18 protein-coding genes are annotated in these 19156 nt (G+C 70.2%); 5 read left to right on the top strand and 13 right to left on the bottom strand.

What is annotated here, in order from left to right; genetic code table 11:
* Window positions 1–258: 258 nt before the first annotated feature.
* From fahA to ACFOW8_RS14590, 5 genes are all read right to left on the bottom strand, one after another.
* Window positions 259–1434 (bottom strand): fumarylacetoacetase, encoded by a 1176-nt coding sequence (gene fahA / locus ACFOW8_RS14610; protein WP_378551202.1) that lies wholly within the window; start codon window positions 1432–1434, stop codon window positions 259–261.
* Window positions 1435–1442: 8 nt separating this feature from the next.
* Window positions 1443–2645: a homogentisate 1,2-dioxygenase gene (locus ACFOW8_RS14605; protein ID WP_378551139.1), complete on the bottom strand. Its 1203-nt coding sequence runs from the start codon at window positions 2643–2645 to the stop codon at window positions 1443–1445.
* Window positions 2646–2710: 65 nt separating this feature from the next.
* Window positions 2711–3526, bottom strand: a complete 816-nt coding sequence (locus tag ACFOW8_RS14600) for an exodeoxyribonuclease III (RefSeq protein ID WP_378551138.1) — start codon at window positions 3524–3526, stop codon at window positions 2711–2713.
* A 45-nt stretch (window positions 3527–3571) separates the two neighbouring features.
* Complete coding sequence (locus tag ACFOW8_RS14595) at window positions 3572–4537, bottom strand: N-acetylglutamate synthase, CG3035 family (protein WP_378551137.1); 966 nt, start codon at window positions 4535–4537, stop codon at window positions 3572–3574.
* A complete protein-coding gene (locus tag ACFOW8_RS14590; RefSeq protein WP_378551136.1) occupies window positions 4527–5117 on the bottom strand; it encodes a peptide deformylase in 591 nt (196 codons plus the stop codon). The genes ACFOW8_RS14595 and ACFOW8_RS14590 overlap by 11 nt, the downstream gene beginning before the upstream one ends.
* A 201-nt stretch (window positions 5118–5318) precedes the next feature.
* Between ACFOW8_RS14590 and ACFOW8_RS14585 the strand changes: the two genes are divergently transcribed.
* From ACFOW8_RS14585 to ACFOW8_RS14565, 5 genes are all read left to right on the top strand, one after another.
* Window positions 5319–5636 carry a DUF3263 domain-containing protein gene (locus ACFOW8_RS14585; protein ID WP_378551135.1) on the top strand — a complete coding sequence of 106 codons (318 nt, stop codon included), beginning with the start codon at window positions 5319–5321 and terminating at the stop codon, window positions 5634–5636.
* Between the two features lie 44 nt (window positions 5637–5680).
* Complete coding sequence (locus ACFOW8_RS14580) at window positions 5681–6244, top strand: LytR C-terminal domain-containing protein (protein ID WP_378551134.1); 564 nt, start codon at window positions 5681–5683, stop codon at window positions 6242–6244.
* An 89-nt stretch (window positions 6245–6333) separates the two neighbouring features.
* Window positions 6334–7017 (top strand): superoxide dismutase[Cu-Zn], encoded by a 684-nt coding sequence (gene sodC, locus ACFOW8_RS14575; RefSeq protein ID WP_378551133.1) that lies wholly within the window; start codon window positions 6334–6336, stop codon window positions 7015–7017.
* A gap of 10 nt (window positions 7018–7027) precedes the next feature.
* On the top strand, window positions 7028–8170 hold the full coding sequence (locus ACFOW8_RS14570; RefSeq protein WP_378551132.1) for a glutamate--cysteine ligase: 1143 nt from the start codon (window positions 7028–7030) through the stop codon (window positions 8168–8170).
* Between the two features lie 50 nt (window positions 8171–8220).
* Entirely contained in the window at window positions 8221–9567 is a 1347-nt protein-coding gene (locus ACFOW8_RS14565) for a phosphatase PAP2 family protein (protein ID WP_378551131.1), read from the top strand.
* On the opposite strand, the gene mnhG is transcribed toward ACFOW8_RS14565, so the two are convergent.
* From mnhG to ACFOW8_RS14525, 8 genes are all read right to left on the bottom strand, one after another.
* Entirely contained in the window at window positions 9564–9893 is a 330-nt protein-coding gene (gene mnhG, locus ACFOW8_RS14560; protein WP_378551130.1) for a monovalent cation/H(+) antiporter subunit G, read from the bottom strand. The two genes, ACFOW8_RS14565 and mnhG, sit on opposite strands and share 4 nt — an antisense overlap.
* Window positions 9890–10150, bottom strand: coding sequence for a monovalent cation/H+ antiporter complex subunit F (locus ACFOW8_RS14555; protein ID WP_378551129.1), 261 nt, complete (start codon window positions 10148–10150; stop codon window positions 9890–9892). The genes mnhG and ACFOW8_RS14555 overlap by 4 nt, the downstream gene beginning before the upstream one ends.
* Window positions 10147–10701 carry a Na+/H+ antiporter subunit E gene (locus ACFOW8_RS14550; protein WP_378551128.1) on the bottom strand — a complete coding sequence of 185 codons (555 nt, stop codon included), beginning with the start codon at window positions 10699–10701 and terminating at the stop codon, window positions 10147–10149. Before ACFOW8_RS14550 ends, ACFOW8_RS14555 begins: the two co-directional genes overlap by 4 nt.
* On the bottom strand, window positions 10698–12293 hold the full coding sequence (locus ACFOW8_RS14545; protein WP_378551127.1) for a Na+/H+ antiporter subunit D: 1596 nt from the start codon (window positions 12291–12293) through the stop codon (window positions 10698–10700). Before ACFOW8_RS14545 ends, ACFOW8_RS14550 begins: the two co-directional genes overlap by 4 nt.
* A complete protein-coding gene (locus ACFOW8_RS14540; protein WP_378551126.1) occupies window positions 12290–12676 on the bottom strand; it encodes a Na(+)/H(+) antiporter subunit C in 387 nt (128 codons plus the stop codon). Before ACFOW8_RS14540 ends, ACFOW8_RS14545 begins: the two co-directional genes overlap by 4 nt.
* Window positions 12673–15459, bottom strand: a complete 2787-nt coding sequence (locus ACFOW8_RS14535) for a Na+/H+ antiporter subunit A (RefSeq protein ID WP_378551125.1) — start codon at window positions 15457–15459, stop codon at window positions 12673–12675. Before ACFOW8_RS14535 ends, ACFOW8_RS14540 begins: the two co-directional genes overlap by 4 nt.
* Window positions 15460–15576: 117 nt before the next feature.
* On the bottom strand, window positions 15577–16842 hold the full coding sequence (locus ACFOW8_RS14530) for a hypothetical protein (protein ID WP_378551124.1): 1266 nt from the start codon (window positions 16840–16842) through the stop codon (window positions 15577–15579).
* A 17-nt stretch (window positions 16843–16859) separates the two neighbouring features.
* The gene (locus ACFOW8_RS14525; protein WP_378551123.1) at window positions 16860–19085 is read right to left on the bottom strand and encodes an AAA family ATPase; all 2226 of its coding nucleotides are present in this window, start codon (window positions 19083–19085) and stop codon (window positions 16860–16862) included.
* Window positions 19086–19156: the final 71 nt, after the last annotated feature.

The raw sequence follows: 19156 nt of genomic DNA, 5'->3' as shown, positions 1-19156 counted from the left end.
CGGATGCCGCCGCCCGCTACTGCGCCGCCGACGACCCGCTGAGCAGGGTTGCCGCCAGCCGCGACAAGAAGTCCCCGACCTGCTGGCCCGAGCTCGGCGCGCACGGCACCGGGTAGGGCCCGCGTTCAGCGGCGGCGGGGCCGCCAGGGGTAGCTGGGCGAGGGTGATCAGGGCTAGCCCTGACCCTGCGACGATGATGGATTTCATGCGAGTGACGTATCGATGCGCGGGTGATGGTGGACGTCCTCGGTTCTCCGGTCAGATCTGGGGCGCGGGCAGTATTCGCCCGCGCACGTCGCCCAAGCCGATGGGTCGACCGGCCGCACCGGGAGCGGTTGCGGTGATGGTGACTTCGTCGCCGTCGGCGAGGAACGTGCGGGTTTCCGCACCCACGGCGATGGGTTCTCTTCCGCCCCAGGACAGTTCGATGAAGGAACCGCGCTGGGTCGGCTCGGGCCCGGAGATGGTGCCGGAGGCGTAGAGGTCGCCCGGACGCACGCAGGCTCCGTTGGCCGTGAGGTGGGCCAGCATCTGCGCCGGTGACCAGTACATCCGCGCGTACGGCGGTCGGCTGACGACGTGGCCGTTCCACGCCACCGCCAGGTCGATATCGAGGCCGTGGTCGGCGGTTGCGCGCAGGTACGGCAGCGGTTCCGGCTCCTGGCTCGGCAGCGGCACCCGCGCCTGCGCCAACGCGGCCAACGGAGTGACCCACGCCGACAGCGAAGTCGCGAAGGACTTACCGAGGAACGGCCCGAGCGGCTGGTACTCCCAGGCCTGGATATCGCGTGCCGACCAGTCGTTGACCAGCGCGACCCCGAACACGTGCTCGGCGAAGTCGTCGACGCCCACCGGAACACCGAGCGTCGACCCGGAACCGACCACGAATCCCAATTCTGCCTCGATATCCAGCCGCTGCGAAGGGCCGAATTCCGTTGCGCCCGCGGCAGTTCTGCGCTGACCGCGCGGGCGGACCACCGGAGTGCCCGAAACCACGACGGTGCCGGCTCGCCCGTGATATCCCACCGGCAGATGACGCCAATTCGGCAGCAACGGTTCACTATCGGGCCGGAACAACCTGCCCAGATTGGTCGCGTGGTCGATGCTGGCATAGAAATCGACGTAGTCACCGACAGTCACCGGCAAAGTCATCCGCACGGAATGCACGGGGTGTAGCACCTCGACGGGCAAAGCAGTGTCGGCCAATTCACGCAGCCGCTCTCGCGCCGCGCGCCACCGGGCCGGACCTGCGGCGAGGAAGGCGTTCAAATCAGGTCGAGCGAACATCGAATCACCAAGCAGAGCCGCAAGATCCAACACGGTATCGCCCAACCGCACACCGACGCGGAAAAGCTCACCCGGCGGGGCGAACACCCCGTACGGCATGTTCTCCGGCCCGAACAGCGAGTCCGGACCGACCTCGACCCGCAGCAGCCGCCCGCTCATCGCGGCCCCGGTCCACGCCCCGACCAGGTCCACGCGTAGCCGGGATCCTCGCAGGCCAGCGCGCCCTCGCCGAGTTGCAGCGGGCGGAAGGTGTCCACCATCACCGCCAGCTCGTCGAAGAACTCGGCGCCGATGCTGCGCTCGTAGGCGCCGGGTTGTGGACCGTGCGCGTAGCCGCCGGGGTGGACCGAGACCGAGCCCTGCGCGATCCCGGAGCCCTTGCGCGCCGCGTAGTCTCCGCCGCAATAGAACATGACCTCGTCGGAGTCGACGTTCGAGTGGTAGTAGGGCACCGGAATCGACAGCGGGTGGTAGTCCACTTTGCGCGGCACGAAATTGCAGACGACGAAATTGACCGCCTCGAAGGCCTGATGCACCGGTGGCGGCTGATGGACCCGGCCGGTGAGCGGCTCGAAGTCGGCGATATCGAAGGTGTACGGGTACAGGCAGCCGTCCCAGCCGACGACGTCGAACGGGTGCGTGGCGTAGACCATCCTGGTACCGACCACTTCGCCCGCCGGCCGGTGCTTCACCAGCACCTCGACCTCCTCGCCCTCGGCGAGCAGCGGGGCGGCTGGGCCGTGCAGATCACGCTCGCAATACGGCGAATTCTCCAGCAGCTGACCGAATTTCGACAGATACCGCTTCGGCGGGGTGAGGTGGCTCGACGCCTCGATCACATACGCGCGCAGCGGTTCCTCGCCCATGGGCAGCCACCGATGGGTGGTGGCGCGCGGCATGATCACCTGGTGGCCCGCGCGCACCGGCAGCGTCCCGAACACGGTCTCCACCACCGCCGCACCGGATTCCAGGTACACCAGTTCGTCACCGATGGCATTGCGGTACAGCGGCGACGCGCCCTTGGCGACCACGTACGAGATCCGCACATCGGCATTGCCGAGCACCAGCCTGCGCCCGGTCACCGGGTCGGTCGCGGCCGGGGTGTCACCGGGGAAGAGCTCGGGCAGGCGCAGATGCCGGTGGTGCAGTGGATGATTCGGGGTCAGGGTCTGGTCGGGGAGGTGCCAGGCGCCGACGTCGACGATGGCTGGTGGCAGGCCGCGGTGGTAGAGCAGCGAGGAGTCGCCGGAGAAGCCCTCCTCGCCCATCAGCTCCTCGTAATAGAGGTTGCCGTTCTCATCCCGATGCTGTGTATGCCGCTTCGGTGGAACATGGCCCACCTGCCGGTAGAACGCCACAAGCACACCTCCCGCTACGTCGCAGGCCGCGATGGTCTGCTTCCACGGTACCGCCGCTGCGGTGCTCAGCCGGTGAACTCCGCGATCACCGGGGCATGGTCGCTCGCGCCCTTGCCCTTGCGTTCCTCGCGGTCGATGGCGGCGTCCTTCACCTGGTCGGCCAGCGCGGGGGAGGCGAGGATGAAGTCGATGCGCATGCCCTCCTTGCGGGGGAAGCGCAGCTGGGTGTAGTCCCAGTAGGTGTAGACGCCTGGCCCGGGGGTGAACGGGCGGACCACATCGCGGAAGCCGGTGTCGAGCATCGCCTGGAAGGCGGCGCGCTCGGCATCGGAGGTGTGGGTCTTGCCGGTGAAGAAGTCCGGCGACCACACGTCGTCGTCGGTGGGGGCGATGTTCCAGTCGCCGACCAGGGCGATCCTGGCGGCCGGGTCCTCGGCCAGCCAGCGGGTGGCACCGGCTCGCAGCGTCGACAGCCAGTCCAGCTTGTAGGCGTAGTGCGGGTCGTCCAGTGCCCGGCCGTTGGGCACGTACAGGCTCCACACCCGCACCCCGCCGCAGGTGGCGCCGATCGCCCTGGCCTCGACCACCGGCGAATCGATCAGCGAATCGCCGGCGTTCTTGTCGAAACCGGGCTGATCGGGGAACGCGACCTCCACGTCGTCGAGCCCGACCCTGGAGACGATCGCGACCCCGTTCCACTGGTTGAGGCCGACGTGCGCGACCTCGTAGCCCGCGGCGTCGAACTGCTCGTAGGGGAACTGGTCATCGCGGCACTTGGTCTCCTGGATCGCCAGCACGTCGATATCGTGGCGGTCGAGGAAGGCTGTCACCCGATCGATGCGGGAGCGAACCGAGTTGACGTTCCAGGTGGCGAGGCGCATTGTGGGGTCCCTTTCATCGGCGGGCCGCGACCGCGGCGCCAGCCGCTATCGAACACTGCTCGGCGGTGCGGCGTAGCGGTAGCTGTGGTGTTCCAGGAAGCCGAGCTCGCGATACAGCGCGAGGCCGGCGGCGTTGCCCACTTCCACCTGCACGTAGGCATGGGTGGCGCCCTGCTCGGCGCCCCAGCGGATCAGCTCGGCGCACAGCAGCGCGGCGAGCCCGTTGCGGCGATGCGCGGTCGCCACGGCGACACAGGTCAGGCCGACCCAGCGTCTGCCGTCGGGTGCGGTGGTCACGGCGCCGCGGCCGATGGCCAGCGGTTCCGGCATACCGAGTGAGGCGAAGCCGACGGTCCCGTCGAGCACCGAGGTGAGTACCGCGCGATCCGGCTCGCGCACCCCGGCATCGACGGGGATCTCGCCACGGTAGCGATGCACCGCCAGCCAGCCCTGGTCGGGTTCGCCTGCGATCCGCACCATCGACGGCCCCTGCGGCAGAACCAGATTCGCGATATCGAGGCCGAGGACGGTCGTCTCGTTCCAGGTGCTCCAACCCGGCGGTACCGGGGCGAGCCGGTCCGGCAGCTGGAGCAGCAGCGGCAGCCCGTGCTCGGTGTACCAGTCCGCGATCCGCCGCATGGTCTCGATCGACAGCACCGCGGGAGCACCGGATTCGCCCAATGGCACAGCCGAATTCGCGCGGCTGGTGTAGCCGTCGCCGGCGCGGGCGAGCCAGCCGTCGATCCACAGGTGGGTGCGGCCCGGCCAGGCCGCGGCCGCGGCCGTCTCCAGCGACCGGATCTCCCTGGTGCGAATCGGGCGCGGCCCGATGGCTTTCAGCGCGACGACCCGATCCGGTGCGACCGCGACCAGCTCGCCGTCGGCGGTGCGCACCGTCGGCGGGTCGAGCGAGACCAGTTCGCCGATCACATCGGTGAATGGCTGTGGATAACCCTGCGGCAGCTGATACCGCAGCACCACGCGGCGGCCGAGGGGTATGTCAGTCGTCATGGCCGAACGGGTCGGGCACGGTGCCGGGGACCCAGCTCAGGCCCGGCGTGCCCCAGCCGTTGCGCTTGATCGCCTTCTTCGCGGCGCGGGCATTGCGGCCGATCAGCACGTCGACGTACAGGAAGCCGTCGAGGTGGCCCACCTCGTGCTGGAGCATCCTGGCGAAGAACCCGGTGCCCTCGATATCGACCGGCTCGCCGTGCTCGTCGGTGCCGGTGACCCTGGCCCAGTCGGCGCGGCCGGTCGGGAACTGCTCGCCGGGAACGGACAGGCAGCCCTCCTCGTCGTCATCGGGGTCCGGCATGGTCTCCGGGATCGCGGAGGTCTCCAGCACGGGGTTGACGACGACGCCCCTGCGCTTGATCGGCTTGCCCGCCGCGTCGACATCGGGGCAGTCGTAGATGAACAGCCGCTTGCCGACCCCGACCTGGTTGGCCGCGAGGCCGACCCCCTTGGACTCGGTCAGGGTGTCGAACATGTCCGCGATCAGCTCGGCCAGCTCCGCAGGCGTCTCCGTCACCGGAGCGGTGGGAGTGTGCAGCACTGGGTCGCCGACGATCACGATCGGGAGAATTGCCATGGGCGCCATTATCGCCCGAGGTGCGTCTCGGTGAGCGGCGGCCCCTGTGGGCCGCGAAACGCCACCGCATGGCGTGACCACGTGGCGCCGGCGTGGCCAACACGCCGGGACATCGCTCGAACGATCAAGCCCCCACATGGTTCAATGATCCGCGACGTGCAAGCGTCATTTTCGTCTCGTGTTACTCGGCGAGGGAGCAAGATGGACGGCGCAGCGGCTCGCAACATCGAGGCCAGACATTCCGAAGACGCGACCGTCGACGAGACCGGCGGTCTGAGTCGCCGGGAACTCGAGATCCTCGACTTCGAACGCAAATGGTGGAAGTACGCGGGCGCCAAGGAGGACGCGATCCGCGAACTCTTCGCCATGTCGGCCACCAGGTACTACCAGGTGCTCAACGCGGTTGTCGACAAGGAAGAAGCGCTCGCCGTCGACCCGATGCTGGTCAAGCGGCTGCGCAGGCTGCGGGCGAGCAGGCAGAAGGCCCGCGCCGCCCGTCGACTCGGCTTCCAGGTGTAAGACATGACAGCCACGCCCGACTCGTTGCGACTAGGGTTGCGCGGGTGAGCAACCCGAATCCCACCCCCGGCGGCCCACCGCTGCGCGCGCTGGCGATGGTGTTGATCGCACTGGCCATCGTCTTCGCTGGGCTCGGTGCGATGTCGTTGTCGAACTCCGGTGCCGAGGCCACCGACGCGGCCGAGACCACGACCGAGACCACGACCTCGAGCGCGGTCGCGCAGGCGCCGGCCACCACCTCGGCCGCCACGCCGACCACCACCACGGTCGCGCCGACAACCACGGTCGTCCCGACCACCACCGTGGCGCCGACCACCACCGCGTCGACGAGCACCGTCGACCGGAGCGTGCCGGTGCGGGTGCTGAACAACAGCCTGGTCTCCGGGCTGGCGGGCCGCACCGCGAGCCAGCTGACCGCCGCGGGCTGGACCAATGTGAGCAGCGGCAACTACAGCGGGTCGAATCTGACCGCGACGACGGTGTTCTACGGCAGCGGCGCCGGTGACAAGGCCGCGGCCACCGAGATCGCCGCCGAGGTGGGCGGCTCCGTCGTACCGAAGACCGGTGACACCTCGCCGGGCGTCGTCGTCGTGCTGACCGGTAACTGAACCGGGGCGCGGCACGCCGTGCCGAGCGCTGTGTGGCCGCTGTGGCATCATCTTGATCGGTACAGCCCCTGCACTGAAGGAGTTCCCTGATGGCCACGTCGCCAACCCGTCGCCCGTCCTGGCGCACCGTGACCCCGGTGCTCGCGGTTGCCGTGTTCGGCCTCGCCGCGTGCAGCAACAGCCAGGAATCGAGCGACGTCAAGGGGACCACCCCGCCGGTGTGGACGAGCTCGCCCGCCCCTGTGGGCGGCAGCCACGGTGACGACAGCCATGGCGAGACCGACAGCCACGGCGGCGACGACCACGGCACCCCGGCCGCCGGTGGGCTGACCGCGGAGCTGAAGAACAGCACCGGCGGTGACGTCGGCACCACCACCATCGTCGCCGAGGGCGGCCACCTGGTGGTGACCGTCGAAGCGCAGGGGCTGACTCCGGGTTTCCACGGCCTGCACTTCCACCAGAACGGCACGTGCGAGGGCGATTTCACCTCCGCGGGCGGGCATCTGCAGGTCGGCGCCGCCGACGCGCACCCGGCCAGCGGTGACCTCACCTCGCTGCAGGTCGGTGCCGACGGCACGGCCGAGCTGGTCACCCAGACCTCCAGCGTCACGCTGGATCAGGTGAAGGGCAAGGCGCTGATCGTGCACGCGGGCGCCGACAACTTCGGTAACATTCCTCCCAGGTACACCCGCGAGGGTGGCACGGGGCCCGACGAGACCACGTTGTCCACGGGCGACGCGGGTGCTCGGGTCGCCTGCGGCGTGGTCGGTTAGCGAGACGACTATGGCCGGGGTAGCGCATTCGGTACCGTTCCCCGGTTCACCGAGGCCGACTATCGGCATCGAATGGGAGATCGCGCTCGTCGACAAGGTGACGCGCGATCTGTCCAACACCGCCGCCGCGGTATTCGACGTCGTCGGCGATCGGCGCGCCCACGACGGCACCCCGCAGGTGTCCAAGGAGTTGCTGCGCAACACCGTCGAGCTGGTGACCGGCGTCCACGACACGGTCGGCGCGGCGGTGGACGATCTGCGCGGCACCATGGACGCGGTGCGCCGCGCGGCCGACCCGCTCGGCGTCGACCTGTTCTGCGCGGGCACCCATCCGTTCGCGCAGTGGTCGGCCCAGCAGCTCACGCGCTCAGCGCATTACGACGAGCTGATCGAACGCACCCAGTGGTGGGGCCGCCAGATGCTGATCTGGGGCGTGCACGTGCACGTGGGAGTCTCGCACCGCGACAAGGTCTTTCCGATCCTGAACTCGCTGCTGCTGTCGTATCCGCATCTGCTCGCGCTCTCGGCGTCCTCGCCGATGTGGTCCGGCGACGACACCGGCTATGCCAGCAACCGGGCCCTGATGTTCCAGCAGCTGCCCACCGCGGGCCTGCCGTTCCAGTTCGAGAATTGGCCGCAGTTCGAGGGTTTCGTGCACGATCAGCTCAAAACCGGTGTGTTCGAACAGCTCGGCGGTATGCACTGGGACATCCGGCCCGCACCCAAGTGGGGGACGATCGAGGTTCGGGTGTGCGACGGGCTGTCGAGTCGCGCCGAGCTGGCCGCGATGGCCGCGCTGATCCACTGCCTGGTCGTCGACCTGGAACGCAGGCTGGACGAGGGTGCGGACCTGCCGACGCTGCCGCCGTGGCATGTGCAGGAGAACAAGTGGCGGGCCGCGCGCTACGGGCTCGACGCCATCGTGATCGTCGACGACGACAGCAATGAGCGATTGGTCACAGACGATCTGACCGATCTGCTCAACCGACTGGAGCCGACCGCGGCCCGGCTCGGCTGTGCCGACGAACTGGCCGCGGTCGCCGATATCCCCCGTCGCGGTGCCTCCTACCAGCGGCAACGCCAGGTCGCCGCGCAATCGCAGGGTGATCTTGTCGCGGTCGTCGACTCGCTGGTGCGCGAACTGGATCAGTAGCGTTCAGCTGGGCGGTGAGGTGCTGTTCACCAGCCGTTTACGATGTCTGGATGCTTGTCGAACATCCGCGTGCCGTTCCGGGGGGTGCCACAGTTCGGGACCGGCTCACGCAGCCACGCGTTCTCGCCGTCGCCTGCGTGTCGGCGGTGCTCGTGCTGCTGATCGGTTTGCAGGTCGCCGCGTGGGTCAGCGGTTTCGACGGACCACTGGCCAGCCTGGCCCGTGACTACCTCGGCACGCCCAAGTCGATGTCGGTGCCGTGGGCGGGCCTGGTGCTCGCGCTGGTCGGGGTGAACGCGCGCAGGCGGGTGTACGCGGTGGCGGCCGCGGTCGGGATCGACGCGGTATACGCGGGGTTGCGGCTGCTCGACGGCAAGTCGTTCTCGGTCGGCAACGGGCCGACGATCGTGCTGACCGCGCTGGCCGTGGTCGCGGCGCTGCGCTGGACCGGGCGCGAACGCGCCGACGCGCTGAAGGCGGCCGCGCTCGGCGCCCTGCTCGTGCTCGCCACCAAGGTCGGTGACGTCTGGTTGCATGTCACCACGGCGGTGCGCCCCGCGGTGTTCGACGAGTACCTGCTGCTCGCCGATCACGCGCTCGGCGATCCGTCCTGGGTGCTCGGCCGGGTCGTCGACGCGCTCGGCCCCGAGGTGTACGCGGTGCTGCACTGGGTCTACATCGAGCTGCCGGTGGCGGCGATCGTGGTCGCGGTGTGGCAGCTGCGCCGGGTGGTGCCGACCGGGCAGTGGCCGACGCACTACCTGGTGCGGACCTTCCTGGTACTCGGGCTGGTCGGCCCGGCCTGCTACGTGCTGTTCCCGGTGGTCGGGCCGATGTTCGCGTTCGGGCCGGACGGGCACGGCTTCCAGCTCGGCGACTTCTGGCCGATCGCCCTGCCGCCGCTCGACCACGATCCGGCCGCGCTGCCGTTCGACGAGGTCACTCCGCGCAACTGCATGCCTTCGATGCACACCGCGTGGGCGCTGTCGCTGTTCATCCACACCCGTCGCGATATCGACGGCACCCGTGCGCCCGCATGGCTGCGCTGGGGCGGTGCGTTCTGGCTGGCGGCCACCGTGGCGGCCACCCTCGGATTCGGTTATCACTACGGCGTCGACCTGGTCGCGGGCGTGGTGCTGTGCCTGACTGTGGAGTCGGCGTTGCGGGCGCCGGAGCGCGGCTGGGGCCTGTTCCGGTGGCGGCTGGTCGGATTCGGGACGGCGGTGTTCGCCGGACTGCTGCTGACGTACCGGTATCTGGCGGTGCCGATGGCCGACTACCCGGTGCTCGCCGGTGCGCTCGTCCTCGGGTCGGCGGCCGCGGTGGCCGTCGCGTTCCACGCCACCTGGTTCGCCGCGGCGCCGCGCCGGGTGGCCGAGCCGGTCGGGGTGTCCTAGTCGTCGCGGCCGAGTTCGTTGATGCGAAGCAGGCCGTCGCGGTGCCGCTGTTCGCGGTAGGCGGTGCGGCCGAGCAGGTGCGCGATGACCGGTGCGGTGATGATGGTGAACAGCGCGGTCAGCACCAGCATCCACACGTTGCTGTCGTGCCTGATGTCGATGCCGGTGCCGGTGAGGACCAGCACCAGCCCGACCACCTGGGGTTTGGTCGCCGCGTGCATGCGGGTGAGGGTGTCGGGGAAGCGCACGATGCCCACCGACGCGGTCAGCGCCAGTGCCGAGCCGGTGAGAATCAGCACGGCCGAGACCCATTCCCACGCCGTCATCGGTCGTCCCGCACGCGGAAGCGGGTGACCGCGGCCGAGCCGAGGAAGCCGACGATGGCGACCGCGACGATCGCGGGAATCACCGCGGTGTCGTCGCTGTAGGCGGCCCAGACGGCGAGCCCGGAAGCGGCGATGGCCATCAGCGAGTCGATCCCGACCACCCGGTCGAGGGTGCTCGGCCCGGCCAGCACCCGGTAGCTGGTGATCAGCGCGGCAGCGGCGAGCAGGACCGCGGCGACGACGGCGACTATGGTCACGGCAGTACCTCCGGTCCGGCGCCGAGGCGGCGGCGTTCGCTCGGTCTTTCGAAGGCGTTGATCAGCAGATGCTCCAATCGCCGGGTGATGCGGTAGAACTTCACCACCGCCTCCTCACTGCCGACATCGAGGACGTGCACGTAGATCACGCACCTGGCCCGGTCCACCTCGAGCACCATGGTGCCGGGGATCAGGTTGAACAGATCGGTCGCTATCACCAGCACCAGGTCGGACTGGATGCCGAGGTGCACCCGCAGCACGCCGGAGACCGGCGGGCCGGCGGGCCGGATCGCGAACCAGGCCACCTGCACGCTCGACTCGAGCGCGTAATAGACGCTCACCGCTATGAATTCGAGGAACGAGAGCGGATGGAAGCGCCCGGTCACCGGCACCAGCGGCAACGGCAGTGCGAAGACGACGAGCGCGGCGACCAGGAAACCGGCGAGCACATTGGCCGCGCTGAGATCGCCCCAGAGCGCGACCCAGACGGCGGTGAGCCAGGCCAGCACGCCTGCCCTGAGCACGTTGTCGCGGGTGAGGAGTCTGCTCATCTCGCCTCCGCGCCGAGGACAGCGCCGATGTAGACGGCGGGGTTGTCGAGGTCGGCGGCGGCGCGTTCGGCGATGCCGAGGATGGGGCCTGCGAGCACCGTCAGTGCCAGGCCCGCCGCGACCAGCCCGGTGGTGGCGAGCACCATCAGTCCGGGCATCCGGCCGGGATCGGCGCGGTCCTCGTAGGACACGTCGGTCGAATCCTCCACCAGGGTGGGTGGTTTCGCGGCGACGAGATGGCCCTCCGGTGCCTCCTCGCGCGGTCGCCAGAAGGCCTTGCTCCAGACCCTGGCCACCGCGTACAGGGTGAGCAGGCTCGTCACGATCGCGCCGCCGACGAGGACCCAGGCCAGCACGCTGCCGTCGGCCGCGCCTGCCTCCAGCAGCGCGACCTTGCCGATGAAGCCCGAGAACGGGGGAATCCCACCGAGATTCAACGCGGGCACGAGGAAGAGCACGGCCAGTACCGGGCTCGCGGTGGCGAGTCCGCCGATGCGGCGCAACGAGACCGAACCCGCCTGGCGTTCGATCAAACCGACGGCGAGGAACAGCGCGGTCTGCACCAGGATGTGGTGGGCGATGTAGTAGACGGCGCCGGTGAGCCCGGCCGCGGAGGCCAGACCGATGCCGAAGATCATGTAGCCGATGTGGCTGACCAGGGTGAACGAGAGCAACCTGCGGATATCGGTCTGCGCGATGGCGCCGAGGATGCCGACGAGCATCGTCAACAGGCCGCAGACCAGCAGGATGTCATCGAACGCGCCGTCGGGGAACCACAGCGTGTCGGTACGGATGATCGCGTACACACCGACCTTGGTGAGCAGGCCCGCGAAGACCGCGGTGACCGGCGCGGGCGCGGTGGGGTAGGAGTCGGGCAGCCAGCTCGACAGCGGGAACACCGCCGCCTTGATCCCGAACGCCACGAGCAGTACCGCGTAGCAGGCGGTGCGCACCCCGCTCGGGGCCGCCTCCAGCCGCACCGCCAGCTGCGCCAGGTTCAGGGTGCCGGTGGCGGCGTAGGTGAGTCCGATACCGATCAGGAAGATCAGCGACGACACCATCGACACCATCACATAGGCGATGCCGGTGCGGATGCGTTCCTCGGTGGCGCCGACGGTGAGCAGCACGAACGAGGCGGCGAGCAGGATCTCGAAGGCGACGAACAGGTTGAACAGGTCACCGGCCAGGAACGCCGCCGACACCCCGGTGGTCAGCACCAGGTAGGTGGGCCGGTAGATGGAGGTCGGCTGGTTCTCGTCGCCGTCGGAGATGTTCTGTCCCGCACCGTAGATCGACACGACCAGCAGCACGAACGCCGACACGAGCAGCATCGCCGCCGAGAGCCGGTCGACGACCAGGGTGATCCCGATCGGCGTCGGCCAGCCGCCGACCTGCACGGCGGTGGTGCCGTCGCGGTCGGCCAGGTACAGCAGCAGCGCGCTGATCACCAGCACCGCCGACAACGCGGCCAGCGAGATCATCGCCTGCAGCCGTGGCCTGCGCCCGAAGATCAGTGTCGCCGCGGCGCCGAGCAGCGGGACGAGCACCGGGAGCGCGGCGACGGCAGGCAGCAGATCGGGGGAGAAGGTCACTGTTCCGGGTCCTCCTGCTCCCGTTTGGCCGCGATCTGGGCGTCCTCCGGGTCGTTGGAGACGTCCTCGGTGGTGGTCAGCATGTAGGCGCGATAGGCGAGGGCGAGCACGAACGCGGCCAGGCCCATGGTGATGACGATGGCGGTGAGCACCATCGCCTGGGCCAGCGGATCGGCCATCCCGGCGGTCGACGTGCCGGACCCGGTCACGATCGGTGACTTGCCGTCCGGCCCGCCGCCGACGGTGAGGATCAGCAGGTTCGCGGCGTTGCTCACCAGGATCAGCCCGAGCAGCATCTTCGACACCACCCGCTCCAGCAGCAGATACACCCCGCAGGCGGTGAGCACGCCGATCACGATCAGCAGGATCAGGTTCGCGGTCATCGCAATTCCTTGTCCAGCCGGGCGCCGAGGCTGCGCAGCACATCGAGAACGAGACCGACGACGACCAGGTAGACGCCGAGATCGAAGAACAGGGCGGTGACCAGTTTGATGTCACCGAGGATCGGCAGGGTCACCTCGACGATGGCCGAGGACAGCGGCGGGGCGCCGAGCAGCAGCGAGGCCGTCGCGGTGCCCGCGGCGAGGGTGAGCCCGGCGCCGAGCAGATGGCCCGCGTCCACCGGCAGCGCCTCGCCGAGTTCGTAGGGGCCGCCGGCCAGATAGCGCAGGGTCAGCGCCAGCCCGGCGAGCAGGCCGCCCGCGAAGCCGCCGCCTGGCGCGTTGTGGCCGGAGAAGAAGAAGTACACCGACAGCACCATGATGGTGGGGAAGATCAGCCTGGTGGTGATCTGCAGGACCATCGAGCGCCTGCTCCGGTCGTCGAGCCTGGCGGCGGGCAACCAGCTCACCAGGCCGGGGTCGTAGTCGGGAGCGTCGGCGGCGCGTGGCGCGCTGCCGAAGCGGCGGCTGCGGAACACCAGTGAGGCGACGCCGGTCGCGGCGACGACGAGGACCGAGATCTCGCCGAGGGTGTCCCAGGCGCGGATGTCGACCAGCAGCACATTCACCGCGTTCTTGCCGCCGCCGATCGTGTAGGCGGCCTCCGGGATGGCCGTCCAGATCGGGTCGCTGTGCCTGGCCGCGGTCGCGAAGGCGGCCAGCGCCGTCACGGCGGCGCCGACCCCGGTCGCGAGCAGCGCGCGGCGCAGTTCGAACGCGGTGGCCTGGTCGGCGGCGATCTCGGCGGGGAAGGCGCGCAGCACGAGTACGAAGATCACCAGCGTCAGCGTCTCCACCAGGAACTGGGTCAGGGCCAGATCGGGTGCGCCGTGCAGGGCGAAGATCACGCCGCAGCCGTAACCGGTGACGCCGACGACGAGCACGCTGGCCAGGCGGTTGCGCAGTACCGTCGCGGCCAGTGCCATCGCGACCATGATCGCGCCGATGGCGGCCTGTAGCGGCGAATCCCACAGCCGCAGTTCGACTCCGGTGCGGGTGCCCATCGCGAGCAGGACGGTCGGCAGCACGATCAGGGTGCCGAGGATCATCGCCTGACTCACCGGCAGCGAACCGGACTGTACGGTGCCGGTGATGCGCAGCGACAGCCGGTCCATCGCGCGCAGCGCCGCGTCGTAGTTGCGGTCGGCGTTGCCGAGGCGCGGGTGCAGCGGCTCGCCGATCCGGCTGCGGATTCCGAACAGCGCGATACCGGCGACGATCACGAGCACGGTCACCACCAGCGGGCCGTTCACTCCGTGCCACAGCGCCAGATGCGCGTCGAGTACACCGGGCAGCGAGGCCGCGTACGGGCTGAGCCACCGGTCGAGCGCGCCGGTGCCGAGGCCCGCGGCCAGCCCGGCGACCGCGAGTACCGCGGGCGGCGCGAGCAGCAGCGGGCCCGGTGCGTGCCAGCGCATCGATGGATCCGGATTGGCGGTGACGCCGAACGCGCCCCACACGAATCGAATGCTGTAGGCCACGGTGAGCGCCGAGCCGACGGCCACGCCGGCCAGCACGGCCACCCTGGCAGGAGTGCTCAGCACCTCCGCCGACCACAGCGCGCCGAGCGCCGCCTCCTTGCCGACGAACCCGAGCAGCGGCGGCAGTCCGGCCATGCTCAGCGTCGCGGTGATCGCGATCGCGCACAACCACGGTGCCCGCCCGCCGAGCCCGGACAGTCTGCGCAGATCCCTGGTCCCGGTGCCGTGGTCGATGATGCCGACGACCATGAACAGGCAGGCCTTGAACAGGGCGTGCGCCACCAGCAGGGTGAGCCCGGCCAGCGCCGCGTCCGGGGTGCCGACCGCCATCATGGTGAGCAGCAGTCCCAGCTGGCTCACGGTGCCGAAGGCCAGCACCAGCTTCAGATCGTGCACCTGCATCGCGCGCCAGCCCGCCAGCAGGATCGACGCGACGCCGAGCGGGAGCAGCAGCACATGCCAGGGCGGGGTCTGGGCGAAGGCCGGTGCGAGCCGGGCCACCAGATAGATGCCCGCCTTCACCATGGCGGCCGCGTGCAGATAGGCGCTGACCGGAGTCGGCGCCGCCATCGCGCCGGGCAACCAGAAATGTAGCGGCACGATGGCCGACTTGCTGATCGCGCCGACCAGCACCAGCCCGATCCCCACCGACACCGCCGGCCCGCCAGGTGGCGCGGTGGCCAGCAGCTCCGAGAGCAGGAAGCTGTCGTAGCGCAGGCCGAGGATCACGATCCCCACCAGCATCGTCAGCCCGCCCGCACCGGTCACCAGCAGCGCCTGGATCGCCGCCCGCCTGCTCATCGCGCGTTCGGCGTAGTGGCCGACCAGCAGGAACGACAGGACCGTCGTGATCTCCCAGAACACGAAGAGCAGCAGCATGTTGTCGCTGGTGACCAGTCCGAACATGGCGCCGGCGAAGGCGATGAGTTCGGCGGCGAACACCCCGAGCCTGGCCTCGTCCCGGTCGAAGTAGCGACCGCAGTAGATCAGGATGAGCGCGCCGACGCCGAGCACAAGCACACTCATCACCGCGGCCAGCGAATCGAAGCGCAGGTCGATGTCCATCGCGATCTGCGGTGCCCACGCGGTGTGCGAGCGCACGGTGCTACCCCAGTGCGCGAATACCCAGCCGAGGCTGCCGAGCGGCACCAGTGCCAGCGGGTAGAAGGCATTGCGGCCGAGGACACGCACGCACAGCGGGGCGAGCAGCGCGGCGAGCGCGTGGGCGAGAAGGATGGCGAGCACGATCCTCCTCCGTCAAGTCCCCATGGCGATCCGTCCGGCGCCTGCGATCCTATGGGCGATCAGGGCCGCAGCCGTGGCAGCACAAGTGTCGCGTCGCCCATGTCGGGGGTGGTGTCGCTATCGTGCGGCGGCTTCGGCGCGCGGCCGGATCCGGTACAGCAGGGCAATCGCGGCGCCCGCGCCCGCCGTGATCGCCAGCGCCGCCGCGGCGGGGGTGTCCTCCGAGACCGGGGTGGCGCCGCTCGGCCATTGCCGGAGCCGGGTGGGGATGGACCACAGGATCGACGGGAGATACAGCGCGCCGAGCGCGAGCACCGCACTCGGCAGATAGCTGACCCTGGTCGCGCCGAAGGTGTAGCCGGCCAGCGCGGACACCGAGACCGCGCCGAGCCCCCAGGCCAACGGCAGCCGTTCGGCGACCAGCGCGAGCACGCACACCGCCGCCGCGCCGAGCAGCACGGCCGCGGGTTTCGACCAGCGCAGGCCGGTGAGAATGCCCGCGGACGCGGCACCGAATACGAGCAGGATGCTCCACCCCAGGTTCGTGGCATCGCTGAGGGAATCGGCGGTGGCGGCCACGCTCACCGCGAGCAGCAGTCCGGTGCCGTCCCGGCCCGGCAGCAGCAGCGCGGCGACGAGCGCGGCCAGAATCGTCACCGCGACGGCGATCGCGATCTGCCCGCCGTTGCTACGGCGGCCGTCGAATTCGCGCGCGAGCCACTCGGTGGCCAGCAGCAGCGACAACGCGAGCACCGTGGTCGCCACGATCGGGGTGATCGGCAGATCGGCGGCCAGGCGTGGCACGGCGGGCAGCATCACGCCGTGCCGATGCCGCAGGGTGTTCGCGATCAGGCAGACGATCGCGACGGCGATCAACCAGGTCGGGGTGTGTACGGCCTTGTCCGCGAGTGAGGACGTGTTCGAGGTGAACACCGCGACCACCTCGCCGTACACGAAAACCGTCACCGCGCCGAGACCGAACCCGAACGCGGACCAGCGCCTGCGCAGCGCGCAGATGCCGAGCGCGCCGAACACCACACCGCCGAACAGCGAATCCAGATAGTTCTGGGTGGTCAGGACGTTGGCGGAGGTCACAGCGTTACCGATGACGTGGTTGATGCCGAGCGCGAGGGCGCCGCAGGTGGCAGTGAGCCAGACCAGTCCGGGCGCCCTGACCGGCCGGACCATCACCGCGAGCACGACCGCGACGATCAGCCCGAGCGCCGCCGCCCTCGGCACGCTGTTGACCAGACTGGTGACCTGGTAGGGCGAGTCGATCGCGTCCTCGGCGGCATAGGTGAAGGGCAGGAACAGCGACATCCCGGCCACGGCGGCACCGGTGAACGCCGTGACCGCATCCAGTCCATCACCGAACCTGGGCACAGCTCGACGATATCGGGTCACTCCCTGCTTTCGGCGTAGCGGCGCAGCGACTCCACCTGGGCCGGGTCCAGGGACGGCCGCACGGTGGCGCGGGCGGTGGCGACGTCGGCGGCGGAGACATCGGCGGCGGCCATGTCGCGGCGCAGCGCCGACAGCGCGGCCGCACGCAGCAGCGCGGCGCAGTCGGCGGCGGAGTAGCCGGCCAGGTCGGCGGCCAGCGCGGCCAGGTCGACGTCGGCGGCCAGCGGTACCGATCGGCCCGCGGTGCGCAGGATGTCCAGTCTGGCATCGGCGTCCGGCGGCGGCACGAACACCAGCCGGTCCAGCCTGCCCGGCCGCAGCAGCGCCGGATCGATCAGTTCGGGGCGGTTGGTCGCCCCGAGGACGACCACATCGCGCAGCGGTTCCACCCCGTCGAGTTCGGTGAGCAGCGCGGCGACCACCCGGTCCGAGACGCCCGAATCACTGCTCTGGCCGCGGCGCGGGGCCAGCGCGTCGACCTCGTCGAGGAAGATCAGCGACGGCGCGGAATCGCGGGCCCGCTGGAACAGCTCACGCACCGCGCGCTCGGAGGAACCGACCCACTTGTCCATCAGCTCAGCGCCTTTCACCGCGTGCACACTGAGCTGACCGGTGCCTGCCAGCGCGCGCACCAGGAAGGTCTTGCCGCAGCCGGGCGGGCCGTAGAGCAGCACGCCGCGCGGCGGATCGATGCCGAGCCTGGCGAAGGAGTCGGGATGGCGCAGCGGCCACAGCACCGCCTCGGTGAGCGCCTGTTTGGTCTCCACCATGTCGCCCACGTCGTCGAGGTTCAGCGAGCCGATCGCCAACTCCTCTGTCCCGGAACGCGACAGCGGCCGGATGACCTCCAGCGCACCGATCAGATCGTCCTGCGTCAACGCCGGATCGGCGTGCTCGCGGCTGGCCCGGCCCGCCGCGCGCACCGCCGCCTCCCGGCACAGCGCGGCCAGATCGGCGACGACGAAGCCAGGGGTGCGCGCGGCGATCGTGTCCAGCTCGAGAGTGCCGGCGGGCACCTTGCGTAGCAGCTGTTCCAGCAGGGCGCGGCGGACCGTCGCGGTCGGCAGCGGCAGGGCCAGCTCCCGATCGCACAGGTCGGGGGCGCGCAGCCGCGAATCCACCTGTGCTGGATGGGCTGTGGTGGCGAGCAGGGCCACGCACGGTGCGCGCATCGCGGCGCGCAGCTGGTCGAGGATCAGCGTCGCGACCGGCTCTGCCTCGGCGGGCAGCAGCGCGTCGATATCGGTGATGAGCAGGATGCCGCCCTGCCCGCCCGCCACATCGCCGACCGCCTCGGCCACCTCGCGCAGCCGGGAACCGCTCTCCATCGCGCCGACGCTCGGCCCGTCCAGCTCGACGATGCGGCGCGGCGCGGCGACGGCCCTGGCCAGCGTCGCCTTGCCGACCCCGGCGGGCCCGGTCACCAGCACGCCCAGATGTGCGGGCGCGCCGAGGGTTTTCAGCAGTTCGGGTTCGTCGAGCGCCAGGCTCAGCCATTCGCCGAGTTTGGCGGCCTGACCCTGTACCCCGGCCAGATCTTCGACCTGGATGGCCGCGTGCCCCGAACTCACCGATACCGCGCCCGCGGGCACGTCGTCGACGTCGGTGTCGGCATCGCGTTCCACCGCGTGCAGGATCGCGGCCGCGCCACTGCCCCAGCCGAGCGCCGAATTGGGTTGCACGCTCACCGGTCCCGGCATCGGCTCGATCGCGGTGACGGTGAGCAGCTCGGTCGTCCAGGCGATCCCGAAGGCCCGCGACAGCGCCTGCGTCGCCGCGGCCGAACTGATGTCGGGGCCGAGATCGCGGGGCAGCAGCGACACCGTGTCACCGACCGTCACCACCTTGCCCAGCAGCGCCTGGCGCAGGGTGGCCGCCGGGATGCTCGCCGTGGCGTGCGCCGAACCGCTCAGCGAGATCTGCTTCGCGCCGTACACGGTCACCGGCGTCACCGTCACCGCCGCGTTCTCCCGCAGCCCCACATTCGACAGCGTCACGTCGTCGAGCAAGGCCACCCCCGGTGCGGTACCCGCGGGAGCCTTGGCGACCACCGCGGCGGTTCTGCGCGCGCCGATCAGGGCGACGCCGTCCCATTCGCGCAGGCCGAGCGCGGTGAGCGTCTCCGGGTGCAGGCGCACCACCCCGCGCCTGGCGTCGGCCGCGGAAGGATTGAGCCGGGCGGTCAGCGAAAGTTCAGCCACCGTGCCATTCTGCCGTGTCATCCCCGCTGCCCGCGCCGATCAGGAATCGATAGGCGGGCCGTAAGCCGGGACAGCCATGGTGACGTGGCTGA

It is taken from the genome of Nocardia rhizosphaerae (genome assembly GCF_042650365.1).
GTDB lineage: Bacteria > Actinomycetota > Actinomycetes > Mycobacteriales > Mycobacteriaceae > Nocardia > Nocardia rhizosphaerae.
This window is presented reverse-complemented; position numbering and strand designations above follow the sequence as displayed.